Below are 12,499 nucleotides of genomic sequence, written 5' to 3'. Positions count from 1 at the left end.
TAATAAGTTTGAAATTAAAATTAATCGTAAATGGTTGGTATTGCTTTTCTTTTGTGTTGCGTCTTAGTATAAATATTAATGATATGTTGGCTGACATTTGCCGAAATTGTTTTACCTTCTAAAAAGTCATCTAGGTCTTGATAGCTAATCCCTAAAGCATCTTCATCTGTTTTTCCTGGTTCTAAGTCCTCTAAATCAGCGGTAGGCACTTTATTGGATATAATGCTGCTTGCGCCTAATGCGTCAGCTATGGCTCTTACTTGTCGTTTTGAAAGCCCGAACAATGGCGCTAAATCACAAGCTCCGTCGCCCCATTTAGTGAAAAAACCCGTAATATTTTCTGCGCTATGATCTGTTCCTAGTACTAAAGCGCCTAATATGCCAGCAATATGATATTGGGTTGCCATTCTTGCTCTAGCTTTTAAGTTACCTTTAGAAAAGTCTATTGTTGTATCTGACGCGGATAATAAACTAGCTGAGTTCATTGATTGTAAAACGTCCTGGTGTAGTTCATTAACGCCAGATAGTATGTTAGTGGTAATACAATGGCTTGGCTGTATAAAAGCCAGTGCATGTTGAGCATCTTCTTCATCAGCTTGAACACCATAAGGCAGTCGTACCGCAATAAATCGGTATACTGTCTCTTCGCTACATTCTTCGTTAAGTTGGTTTACGGCAAGTTGAGCAAGGCGACCACAGGTTGAAGAGTCTACACCACCGCTAATCCCTAGTACTAAATTAGCTAGACCTGACTGCTTTAGCTGCGCTTTAATAAAGTCAACACGACGGCTTATCTCAAAATTTACGTCGATAGTGGGTAATACTTTCATCTGTTTAATAATTGTTTGCTGGTCCATAGGGTATCCTAGTGCTTATTTTTAGGAGTCATTGTCGATAGTTTAACAAAATTAAAACGGAATTGGATATTGATATCTGGCGATAAACAAGCTGTAATACAATTATTATTAATATTACGCTAACGTAGAGAACAAGTATGAAAAAAATTGAAGCTATTATTAAGCCCTTCAAAATGGATGATGTAAGGGAGGCTTTAGGCGAAATAGGTGTTACAGGTATGACAGTCTCTGAGGTAAAAGGCTTTGGACGTCAAAAAGGGCACACAGAGTTATATCGTGGTGCCGAATATATGGTGGACTTTTTACCTAAGGTAAAACTAGAAATAGTTATTGCTAAAGAAGATGTTGAACGTTGCGTTAATACCATATTAGAAACCGCGCAAACAGGTAAAATAGGCGACGGTAAAATATTTATCACCGATGTTGAGCGTATTATTCGTATTCGTACCGGCGAAGAGAACCATGATGCAATATAGTTGTGCTTAGCCTAATTAAGCTTTACTCAACAATAAACCATAATAAAAAAAGCTGAATAGTTAATCATTCAGCTTTTTTGGTTTGTGTAAGTGAACTTAGTTAATCAGTTTATTATTAGGGTAATTAGCAGCTAATACTTGCAGCGTATTAGTCTTTAAGTCATCAAGCTCTAACTTTTCGTAACACTTTACCATCATTTCAAGTGCTTGTTCTACTTCAGGGCTCGGTGAGAAATACTCAACAATATAACGTCCACGGTTGGCTGCTGATGCATAAGCTTCACGTTTGTAATAAAACTCAGCTACTGCTAACTCATACTGAGCAAGTCGAGATTTAATAGAGATCATGCGCTTGCGAGAGTCTGCTGCATATTTACTTTCTGGGAAATCAGTGACTATGCGTTTGAAGTCTTCAAAAGCACTTTTAGATGCCGTAGGATCTCTATCAGATCTATCAATACCAGCCATATCTTGGAATAAATTCTCTTCCGTTGAGATATTAATTAAGGCGCGCATGTAATAAACATAATCAACGTTAGAGTTATTTGGATTTAAGCGTAAAAAACGGTCGGTTAATGCAATACCTTGAGCGGCATCGCCACTTTTATAGTATGCATAAATTAAATCGAGCTGTACTTGATGAGAAATAGGTCCAAATGGAAAGCGTGAATCAATTGCTCCAAGAATTTGAATAGCCTTTTGATATAAGCCACTATCGAGTGCCGCTCTTGCATCAACAAATAGCGCCTGTGCTGATTTATCCGGTACTTTTTCTAGTTCAGGCTCTGAAGATGAACAAGCTGTTAATGTTAAAATGAGAACCGCTAAAATAATTTTTATTGTTAATTTATCCATGAAATTTATGATCGCTACTTTGTTTTAATTAAAATAAATATCAAACCCTCTCGTAAACGGGTAAAATGTTTCTATATTTAAGAATATGCATTCTACCCTAGCAATCTTACCTTGCACAGTGCTAATACTGTGCAAATTGTGATTTGATTATTTACTAGGGCTCAAAACGATTTAAAGAGAGTTTAATGGCTGAAATTATTCAACACACAGATACTGTTCCTGATTCATGTTTAGGTAAACGGTTTGACCAAACATTAGCGCAAATGTTTCCTGATTATTCACGTTCACGCTTAAAAGATTGGATTTTAGCTGGCAATGTTACCGTAAATGGTGATGTACTAACACGTGCACGCGAGAAAATGTATGGCGGTGAAGTCATTACTATTGATGCTGAAGTTGAGTCAGAGTTACGTTTCGAAGCGCAAAATATCGCTTTAAACATTGTTTATGAAGATGACGATATTTTGGTGATTAATAAACCTGCGGGTTTAGTTGTTCATCCAGGTGCAGGTAATCCTGACGGTACAGTGCTTAATGCGCTATTACATCATTGTCCTGAACTTGATGTTGTTCCACGTGCAGGTATTGTGCATCGTTTAGATAAAGACACGACAGGTTTAATGGTTGTTGCAAAAACTATTGCCGCACAAACTAATCTTGTTGAAGCATTACAACTACGTGAAATTACACGTGAATATGAGGCGGTATGTAATGGAATAATGACCGCAGGTGGCGTAGTAGATGAACCCATAGGGCGTCATTCAACTAAACGTACCCATATGGCGGTTTCATTTACAGGGCGACCTTCAGTAACTCATTATCGTGTGATGGAAAAATACCGTTTACATACACGACTTAGATTACGCTTAGAAACAGGTCGAACGCATCAAATTCGTGTACATATGGCACATATCACTCACCCGTTAATTGGTGACCCTGTTTATGGCGGACGCCCTCGTCCACCAAAAAATGCAACACCTGAGCTACTTGACAAGTTACGCAACTTTAAACGTCAAGCACTTCATGCGGCAATGCTTTCTTTATATCATCCTATTACGGGTGAGTTGATGACATGGCATGCTGACTTGCCTGAAGATTTTGTTGAGCTAATTGAGTTGTTGCAAAACGACACAAAATTAAATGCAAAAGAAGAATACTAAGCTCGGCCTCGATAATTGCAACCCCGCAATTGAACGGGTTAACTGGTCTGTACGTAATGTGCAGGCCTTTCAGACCACGCGTCATCATCCTAATATCACTAATAACAATCTTTTTGATATTCAAAGCTCTTACGGTAACTTTAATTTAGGTTTACACGTTAATGATGATGAACAGCAAGTTAACCATAACCGCTGCTATATTGAGCAATACCTGCTTCAAGGAAAAAAAATTCAATGGCTCAATCAAGTGCACGGAAATGATGTTGCCTTTATTGAGCAAGTAAGTAGTGAACCGTTAACCGCAGATGCTTGTATTACTGAAAATAAAGATATTGCTTTAGCTATTATGACCGCCGATTGTTTACCTATTTTATTGGCAAGCCATAATGGCGAAAAAATAGCAGCAATTCATGGTGGTTGGCGCTCTTTAGCTGCCAATATTATTGAAATAACCATAAAAAAAATGGCATTAAACACTACTGATATTCAGGTGTGGTTAGGTCCTTGTATTGGTGACAGTGCTTTTGAAGTCGGTAGTGAAGTCAAAGCGGCTTTCGTTAATATAAACCCACAATATTCATCAGCTTTTAAAATAAAAAATCATGATAAGTATCTTGCTAGCTTACATACTCTGGCAAAGATTCAGCTGATGAACTTAGGAGTTACTGCAATATATTCGCTAGCCGAGTGTAGCTACAGTTTACCTCAAAAATATTATTCTTATCGCCGTCGCTCAGTTACCGGCAGAATGGCATCTATTATTGCTCACATGCCATAAATTTCCCTCTCTTATTATATTTCTCTAATCGACTTCTGCTATTGAAAACGTTTCAAACAGACCTAATATTTAGTATTAATATCGTTATCAGATAAATCCTCAGTGATTTAATAAGCTTGATTACCTTTGGGTATCGCTCTGGGTATACAGAGTAGGAGAATATTTATGCGTTTAGATCGTTTCACACAATCGTTTCAAGAATCTATTGCCGATGCACAATCATTAGCTTTGGGTAAAGATCATCAGTTTATTGAGCCTATTCATTTAATGATGTCCTTGCTTAATCAAAATGGCAATTCAATCATTCCTTTATTAAAAAGTGCTGGCGTTGATGTTCGTACGCTACGCATAAAAATTGAAGAAGCGCTCCAGTCGTTAGCGCAAGTTGAAGGCAACAGTGGTGATGTTCAGTTATCTGCAGCCTCAGGACGCTTATTTAATTTATGTGATAAATATGCGCAAAAAATGTCAGACAAGTTTATTTCTTCTGAAATTTTTATTTTAGCCGCCTTAGAAGATAAAGGCGCACTAGGAAAAATACTACTCGAGTTAGGTGCAAATGAGCAACGCATTAAAGCGGCTATTGAGCATGTTCGTGGCGGGCAAAAAGTCGATAATCAAAATGCAGAAGATGTACGACAGGCATTACAAAAATACACGGTAGATTTAACGGAACGCGCTGAGCAAGGGAAATTAGACCCCGTTATTGGTCGAGATGATGAAATACGCCGAACCTTACAAGTGCTTCAGCGACGCACTAAAAACAATCCTGTACTTATTGGTCAACCAGGTGTTGGTAAAACCGCCATTGTTGAAGGCCTAGCACAGCGAATTGTTGATCACGAAGTACCCGAAGGGCTAAAAAACAAACGGGTTTTATCATTAGATATGGGAGCGTTGATTGCAGGGGCTAAATATCGAGGTGAGTTTGAAGAGCGTTTAAAAGCGGTGTTAAATGAGCTGTCGCAAGAAGAAGGGCAGGTTATTTTATTTATAGATGAGCTGCACACTATGGTTGGCGCTGGTAAAGGCGATGGTGCTATGGATGCGGGCAACATGTTAAAGCCCGCATTAGCACGAGGTGATCTTCATTGTGTTGGCGCAACCACACTTGATGAATATCGCCAATATATTGAAAAAGATGCGGCTTTAGAACGACGCTTTCAAAAAGTCTTAGTGGAAGAGCCCTCGGTTGAAGATACTATTGCCATTTTACGTGGCTTGAAAGAACGTTACGAGTTGCATCATTCGGTGAATATTACCGATCCTGCTATTGTTGCCGCGGCGAGCTTATCTCATCGTTATATCAGCGATCGTCAACTACCAGATAAAGCGATTGATTTAATTGATGAAGCTGCTTCAAGTATTCGTTTACAAATGGACTCAAAGCCTGAAGATTTAGACCGACTAGAGCGTAAACTTATACAATTAAAGCTTGAGCAAAAGGCGTTAGAAAAAGATGAAGACGAAGCCTCAATTAAAAGGTTAGCCACCATATCTGAACAAATTAATGCTCATCAACAGCGTTATGATGAGTTAGATGAAATTTGGACGACTGAAAAAGCGGCATTGCATGGTACACAAGCAATAAAAGAAGAGTTAGAGCATGCCCGTATAGAGCTTGAAGCTGCAAGACGTAGTGGTGATTTAAATCGTATGTCTGAATTACAATACGGGAAATTACCTGAGCTGGAAAAGCAGCTCGATTTAGCAAGCCAAGCTGAAATGCAAGAAATGAGTTTGTTGGCGAATAAAGTGACAGATGTTGAAATTGCTGATGTATTGAGCCGTGCTACCGGTATTCCCGTATCGAAAATGCTTGAGCAAGAGCGTGATAAATTGCTTGAAATGGAAACTACATTACATAAAAGCGTTATTGGACAACATGAAGCGGTAACTTCCGTGGCTAATGCTATTAGACGTTCGCGTGCAGGATTAAGTGATCCTAACCAACCGATAGGATCTTTTTTATTTTTAGGACCTACGGGTGTTGGTAAAACCGAGCTAACTAAAGCATTAGCCAGTTTTCTTTTCGATACTGAAGATGCGTTGATTAGAATCGATATGTCAGAATTTATGGAGAAGCACTCTGTTGCTCGTTTAGTGGGAGCTCCTCCAGGTTATGTAGGATATGAAGAAGGTGGTTACTTAACTGAGGCAGTACGCAGAAAACCATACTCGGTGATATTACTCGATGAAGTAGAAAAGGCACACCCTGATGTTTTCAATATTTTATTACAAGTACTTGATGATGGACGTTTAACTGACGGGCAAGGTCGCACCGTTGATTTTAAAAATACCGTTATTATTATGACCTCTAATATAGGCTCAGATATTATTCAAGCTTTTGGTGATGATAGCCGTTATCAGGAAATGAAGGCTCAAGTGATGGCCGAGTTAAGTCAGCATTTTAAACCTGAATTTATCAACCGTGTTGATGAGTCGGTTGTATTTCATCCGTTACTTGCTGAACAAATAAAACAGATTGCAGGTATTCAGCTCAAAGGCTTATCTGAGCGTTTACTTACACAAGAGCTAACGTTGTCGGTTAGCGAAGAAGCACTCTCTTTAATTGCAGAAGCAGGCTTTGATCCTATTTTTGGTGCTAGACCATTGAAAAGGGCTATTCAGCAGCAAGTTGAAAACCCATTAGCACAGAAAATCTTGTCGGGTGAGTATGCTAAAGGTGCGCAAATTAAATTGAGTACTACCGGTACAACACTTGTTTTTAATTAACCTATAAAAGCCTATTTTGTAAGCTCTTACCTTTATAGCACTATTATTTAAGGGTAAATAATAGTGCTAGCTATTGTCCTCGTCATATCTAACGCTCGAGTGACGGTTTATTTATTATCTTAAATATAACTAATGATGTTACTTTCATGCTGATACTTTATCAGCAGCCCAGTGTTCGATATTAGCCTGCTCAATATAAGTGTCAGTATTTTTTACATATTTGGTTGTTGTTGTTAATTAAGAGTAAAGTAATTGTTTTTATGGTGTTATCTTATTGGTTTTAAATTGTTTTTTTTTAATATTTAGAAAGGTGATAATTAGGTCTGTTTTTTGCAGTTAACGCGTTACTGTTGGTTTAATGGTTGCATAAGCATCATTAGCCAATGTGAATAATTATAATAAATAGTCACTCTATTAATAGGAAGTAACATGTTAAATAAATTAATTTTACGCGCTTTTTTGTCAATATCTTTAGCGTTGACATTTACAGGTGCTGCAAACGCCACTTTAATCAATCAAACTATTATTGATGGAAGCGGAGCGCAAGTTGGCTTTATTTCAATTAATATTGATAATTTAGATGAGTTTGATAGCGTTTATGAGTGGGAGTCTTTTCAGTTTTTAGGCTTTGATATGTTGGCGCCTGATACTATAGATAATCAGTTTGGTGAGCAATTTTATGCTTCTGTAGATCCAACCGATATATTTGCAGGTATTTTTGATATTAACTTTGATTTAACCGATATCTATGGGCAATATCAGTGGATAGGTGCAACCTTCATTGATTACGATGGAACAGTTGATAGTTATGGAGTAGCTATTAATAGGCTTGGTGCTGTAAACCCACCGTTAGTGGCTTATATCCCTGAGTTTTCTTTTGGTGCTACAACTGTAGTACCTACACCAGCGACATTAGTGTTGTTTTTAACTGCTATTGTAGGTTTAGCTTCACGTCGTAAAAATGGTTAATAGTTTAAGGTGTCGCCCTTGGCGGTATCATTTACTTTAGCTCGTTTATAGCAATAAAGGGGGTTACTCAAGTAACCCCCTTTATTGCTTTTTAGTTATTATATTTTATTTATAACCTTTCAATTGGGCATGTTATAAAGGTGTTCTCACTGACCATCCTATTTTCTATAAATATACCGTTAAGAGGTAGGTTGTCTATATTTAGCTCCTTGGCAATTAACTTATAGAAACTCCTTAAATCATAATGTGTATAGCTTCTATTAATCCTTCTTTAATCTTCACTAATTAAAATCAAACGCGTTTCATATCAGTTGTTTCTAAATAGATATGTGAGGGGTTTTTGGTTTAATAGGTCTCATTACTTTTATTCGTAGTTGCCATTGAAGCTTAGACCTTATACAACTTGACTAAGTTGTATAAGGTTATTTTGCTATGTTAAGTAATACATCTATGTTATTTCAAATTCCATTAAAAGTTATTATTCATAGCGTCACTTGCTGTTTATTAGCAACAGGGTTATTAGTTCAATTAAGGTGCCGAGAATAATACCAAAAGGTTTATAGCTAAACTGTTGACATGTATTTTAAGTTTATACGCTTACTTAGTGATATATAAGTTAATAATAAAAAAGCCCCGCTAAAATACTTTAACGGAGCTTTTTATATAGAGTATTACTTAACCTCAGAGAAGCTAAGTAAAAGTAGTGTTGTAATTAATTACCTAATTCAATTACAGTAGTGCCTTCAGCTTCACCTTCAGCGTTATAATAAGTAACAGCACCCATATAAATCATACCAGCCGTTAAGCCACGAGTGGTAATCGTTGTATAATTATATCGGTCTTTTATCGCTTTTTTACTTGATATAATACGCGTTGATGAAGAGGCTTGATCTGCAACCCAGCCCATCATCGTATAATCTGTGCTTTCAGCTCCTTTTAAATCTTTACCGTGAACAAAAGCGATATATAAATCACCTACTGCACCATCATTAGCTGCAATAGGGTTCGTCAATATGATATCCTCATTTGAATCACTTGATGTCGCACTATCTACCGAACTACAACTCCATTTCACACAGCGGTATAGATAGAAGTCTAAATCAGCACCTTCTACGTCTACTAAACCAGCACGTAAGCTGAAACGAGCTACTTTAGTACCTTCTGGGATAGTAAAACCATGGAAGCCCAATCCTGGTTCATTGAAGCTAAATATAGCATTTTCATCTTGGGCAACCGTTCTACTTGACCCAAATGGAGCAACTAAGCCTGCATAATCTATTGAGGTGGAACCCGTGTAGTTATATTTCACAGGGAACCTATAACGTCCACGCTCTAGTTGCGCTGAAACTTGTGCTGGCACTTCAATTTTTACGTCTGCGGCAGCTTTTACAGCAATAGGGCTACGTACACTATGACCAGAGTTGTCAGTCCAAGTAATAGCGCCAAACTTCCAAGTATCAAACTCTGTTGCTTCAGTTCTAGTAAAGGTTAACGCATAACTTGCTGTGCCATTTACCGCAACATCTAAGGTGTTATTTGGGTTAACAGCGCCGTTTGCATCAAATGTTTGTAATTGCACATCAATACCTAATGGTGCTTCAATTGTCGCTGTATAACTTGATGCGCTCGCGCTAGCATTTGAAACCGTTCTTATAATTGTTTCAGGTGCTTGCAGTTGAGCAATACCAATAGATGGCAAGTTTAGTTGGCTAGGGTCTAAGTTAAAGCCAGCTTCTGCTAAAGTTTCACAGGTAATGCCCATGCTTGCCACATAGGACTCATTACCAATCCCACAAAGAAATGCAAGATAATCAGCAGTATTTGTATCGTACAATAAACCAGGATTTAATGAGGCAACTGGCGCCACATGACCCGCACCAAAGTTGAATGGGTCAGCAGGTGTTACGCCATCAGGCTTCATTACATCCTGATATGCATTAGTCATCATTGCTGATTTAATTTGTGCAGGTGACCAAGTGCTATTTGATTCTTTAAATAACGCGGCAATACCTGCTATATGAGGTGCAGCCATTGAAGTCCCTTGTAAGTACCTAAATGAATCACCTGAAGCACTACTTACAGGGTTTTCACTATAAGCGGCTAATACTCTAACACCTGGAGCAGTAATATCTGGCTTGATAATATCATAGCTAGCAGTATTAGGACCAAGCGAAGAGAAATCACCCATTACATTACCAGTAACAGTTCTAGGAGCAAAAATACCACGTGCTAAGGTAGCTTCTACTACTTCTCCGTTTGTTATAGCTGTATTTAGCGATTCGCCATCACTTTTACTGATCATCATACCAGGAATATCAAAAGCACCTTCGCCACCCATAATAATAGGTGTTTCATCTGTGCTATAAACAATAACTGCTGTCGCACCAGATAATTGAGCTCGCTCAACTTTTTGAGAAAATGGGCAGCCACCGCGACTAATTAAAGCAATATTGCCAGCAAGTTGGTTAGCATTATCAAGAGCTGTAGCAGTTTCACCCTCGAAGCAACCCAATAAAGGCTCTGCAACAACGACATTATTGATTATTGGGCCAGAATCTTTTAATGGCTTAGTTATTGCCCCCTCAGGTGCTAACACTGTTTCTTGAGGAGTGCGAGAAGAGTAGGTTAAACCTTGCGCAGGAACTTCTCCGCTATAAGTAGATGCTCCTACCGTAGTTATCCATGGAGCAGGAGTTCCTATTGTTTCTGCACCATCCCTACCGCTATTACCTGCAGATACAGCAACAAAAACACCCGCATCTGAAGCGCGTAACATTGCTGCTGTTGGCGGCGTTGTTAGATCTGTTCGGCTACCACCAATTGAGTAGTTAATTACATCTACGCCATCTGCAACAGCTTGATCAATTGCTGCCATAGTATCACCATACATGCAGCCTGCTTGACTGTCACCAGTGATAGGGTCTTTGTAAGAGTCATTCCAGCAAGCCTTATAAGCAGCAATACGTGCTCTTGGGGCCATGCCAGATATCAAACCAGCATCTGCAGCATAACCATCAATATTGACAGTACTCGCCACTGCTTCATTACCTGCTGCAGTACCTGCAGTATGACTACCGTGACCAGCAGCATCTCTAGGTGAATCAATCTCGCCTAATTCATATTGAATTTCATAAGTATTCTCAAAAGAATCCTTGAAGAATCTAGCGCCTATAAGTTTATTATTACAGCTAAATGCTTCATCTAAGCCACTGTCACAAGCACCTAACCAACCTAGTGTTGAAGGATCACTGTAACTTCCATCATCTGAGAAGCTAGGGTTTTCAGGCCATATACCAGTATCAATAATACCAATAATTATATCTTCGCCTTTAATATCTAATGTATGTTGTCCAGCTTCAGAGGTTAAACCAAGAAATTCAGGAGTATTAGCGGTTGAAACATGTTGAACTTTATCTTCCCATATACCAATAACGTCAGGATGACTCTCTAAAGATGCTTTCTGTGATGGTGTTAAAACCGCGCTAAAGCCATTAAAGGTATGTTTAAATGAATAATTTATATCAATAGAACCGATACCTTGAGCAACAGATTTTTGCTTTGCTTCTAAAGCTAAATGATATGCTCTCATTGCAGGGGTGTTAGCATTATAATTATTACCCGCAACTGCTACTTGTTGATTACTTGGCAATAGCTCCCCAATAGCCTGAGCCCTTTCAATAGCAGACTGCCCTTTTAACTGAACAATATAACTAATTGTTTTGGTTGGCTGAACCGTTTGATCTAAGTTTCCCCCCGTAAGTATCAATTGACTTCTATCTACTGATACTTCGTTGGCGTAACTTGAAGTTGCTAAGGTTAATGTTATAACACTACCTATAATGGATTTTTTCAGTTGCATCTATCTCTCCAATTATTATTATTTATTCGCTAAATATTGAGTTGAGTATTGCCACCTTAAGTTTAAATAAAAGTTAAACTTAAGGCTGAAGCTATTAGCGATTAATATTTAAAGCAATAATAGTGCCTTTGTTATTAAAATGTTAAAACTGTTGTTCTATCTCACCTTTATATATCTTGAATGTAACTTTGTGTAAATAAATTGTAAATAAAATTTACAGTTGTAATTGGTTGCTGTTAAAACTCAAAGTGCCATTTATGTTTTTTGTTTGGTAATTATGGTTTATTTTGGTTTTTGTTTGTTATTTTGTTGTTTTGTTGGTTTTTGTGTGGTTTAGTATGTTTTTACTGTTTATTTGTTGGTGTAAAATAAGTTGACAGAAGCACTTGCAGAGATACAGGTGAGAGGGAGACGTTAATAGTAAAAGTGAGTTGTTGGTAACGATTGATATTACTGTGGCTTGAGCTCGACTTTTAACCATGTAGCCGTATTTATAGTCGAACAGTCATTAAAATGAAAATAACCCTTGCGCATTCAAGTTAGCTCTCTATAATGCGCTCCAGTTCCAAGGGGTTCAATCAAAAAGAAGCCTGAAAGAACTATTTTGATAGCTTATCTACTCGTATTATCGAATAAACAAGCCACTTAACGTTTACTTTTAAATGATTCTAAAATTAATTTGAAATTAAAGGTTGACATGAAAACTCGGAGGTGGCTGGTACGCATGCTGCTTCGGGGCTACGGCAACAAACACGCTACTTACCAGTAGCTATGATAATGAGCGATGTGACTCTTATCTTCTTCTTTAA

The 12,499-nt window shown here is 38.0% G+C and carries 8 protein-coding genes; 5 read left to right on the top strand and 3 right to left on the bottom strand.

The window, feature by feature from the left end:
- Positions 1–20: 20 nt before the first annotated feature.
- Positions 21–857 (bottom strand): ammonia-dependent NAD(+) synthetase, encoded by an 837-nt coding sequence (gene nadE, locus KO495_RS06070; RefSeq protein WP_215979507.1) that lies wholly within the window; start codon positions 855–857, stop codon positions 21–23.
- Between the two features lie 137 nt (positions 858–994).
- Between nadE and glnB the strand changes: the two genes are divergently transcribed.
- On the top strand, positions 995–1,333 hold the full coding sequence (gene glnB / locus KO495_RS06065) for a nitrogen regulatory protein P-II (protein ID WP_215979506.1): 339 nt from the start codon (positions 995–997) through the stop codon (positions 1,331–1,333).
- Positions 1,334–1,429: 96 nt separating this feature from the next.
- Here glnB and KO495_RS06060 read toward each other — a convergent pair whose 3' ends face one another.
- The gene (locus tag KO495_RS06060) at positions 1,430–2,188 is read right to left on the bottom strand and encodes an outer membrane protein assembly factor BamD (RefSeq protein WP_215979505.1); all 759 of its coding nucleotides are present in this window, start codon (positions 2,186–2,188) and stop codon (positions 1,430–1,432) included.
- Positions 2,189–2,373: 185 nt separating this feature from the next.
- Here KO495_RS06060 and rluD point away from each other — a divergent pair, with 185 nt between their 5' ends.
- The 4 genes from rluD to KO495_RS06040 all read left to right on the top strand — a co-directional run bounded on the left by rluD (position 2,374) and on the right by KO495_RS06040 (position 7,831).
- Entirely contained in the window at positions 2,374–3,348 is a 975-nt protein-coding gene (gene rluD / locus KO495_RS06055; RefSeq protein WP_215979504.1) for a 23S rRNA pseudouridine(1911/1915/1917) synthase RluD, read from the top strand.
- A complete protein-coding gene (gene pgeF / locus KO495_RS06050; RefSeq protein ID WP_215979503.1) occupies positions 3,329–4,126 on the top strand; it encodes a peptidoglycan editing factor PgeF in 798 nt (265 codons plus the stop codon). Before rluD ends, pgeF begins: the two co-directional genes overlap by 20 nt.
- A 165-nt stretch (positions 4,127–4,291) precedes the next feature.
- Positions 4,292–6,862 (top strand): ATP-dependent chaperone ClpB, encoded by a 2,571-nt coding sequence (gene clpB / locus KO495_RS06045; RefSeq protein WP_215979502.1) that lies wholly within the window; start codon positions 4,292–4,294, stop codon positions 6,860–6,862.
- Between the two features lie 429 nt (positions 6,863–7,291).
- Positions 7,292–7,831: a hypothetical protein gene (locus tag KO495_RS06040; protein WP_215979501.1), complete on the top strand. Its 540-nt coding sequence runs from the start codon at positions 7,292–7,294 to the stop codon at positions 7,829–7,831.
- Between the two features lie 712 nt (positions 7,832–8,543).
- On the opposite strand, the gene KO495_RS06035 is transcribed toward KO495_RS06040, so the two are convergent.
- Positions 8,544–11,690: a S8 family serine peptidase gene (locus KO495_RS06035; RefSeq protein ID WP_215979500.1), complete on the bottom strand. Its 3,147-nt coding sequence runs from the start codon at positions 11,688–11,690 to the stop codon at positions 8,544–8,546.
- Positions 11,691–12,499 lie beyond the last annotated feature (809 nt).

Source organism: Colwellia sp. D2M02, from assembly GCF_018860755.1.
Taxonomy (GTDB): domain Bacteria; phylum Pseudomonadota; class Gammaproteobacteria; order Enterobacterales; family Alteromonadaceae; genus Colwellia; species Colwellia asteriadis.
Note: the sequence above shows the minus strand (reverse complement) of the source record. Positions and strands in the feature narration are given on the sequence as shown.

What these genes read in the sequence shown, in the direction of transcription:
- nadE (WP_215979507.1), bottom strand. Translation starts at nt 857, where the DNA reads ATGGACCAGCAAACAATTATTAAACAGATGAAAGTATTACCCACTATC.
- glnB (WP_215979506.1), top strand. Translation starts at nt 995, where the DNA reads ATGAAAAAAATTGAAGCTATTATTAAGCCCTTCAAAATGGATGATGTA.
- KO495_RS06060 (WP_215979505.1), bottom strand. Translation starts at nt 2,188, where the DNA reads ATGGATAAATTAACAATAAAAATTATTTTAGCGGTTCTCATTTTAACA.
- rluD (WP_215979504.1), top strand. Translation starts at nt 2,374, where the DNA reads ATGGCTGAAATTATTCAACACACAGATACTGTTCCTGATTCATGTTTA.
- pgeF (WP_215979503.1), top strand. Translation starts at nt 3,329, where the DNA reads ATGCAAAAGAAGAATACTAAGCTCGGCCTCGATAATTGCAACCCCGCA.
- clpB (WP_215979502.1), top strand. Translation starts at nt 4,292, where the DNA reads ATGCGTTTAGATCGTTTCACACAATCGTTTCAAGAATCTATTGCCGAT.
- KO495_RS06040 (WP_215979501.1), top strand. Translation starts at nt 7,292, where the DNA reads ATGTTAAATAAATTAATTTTACGCGCTTTTTTGTCAATATCTTTAGCG.
- KO495_RS06035 (WP_215979500.1), bottom strand. Translation starts at nt 11,690, where the DNA reads ATGCAACTGAAAAAATCCATTATAGGTAGTGTTATAACATTAACCTTA.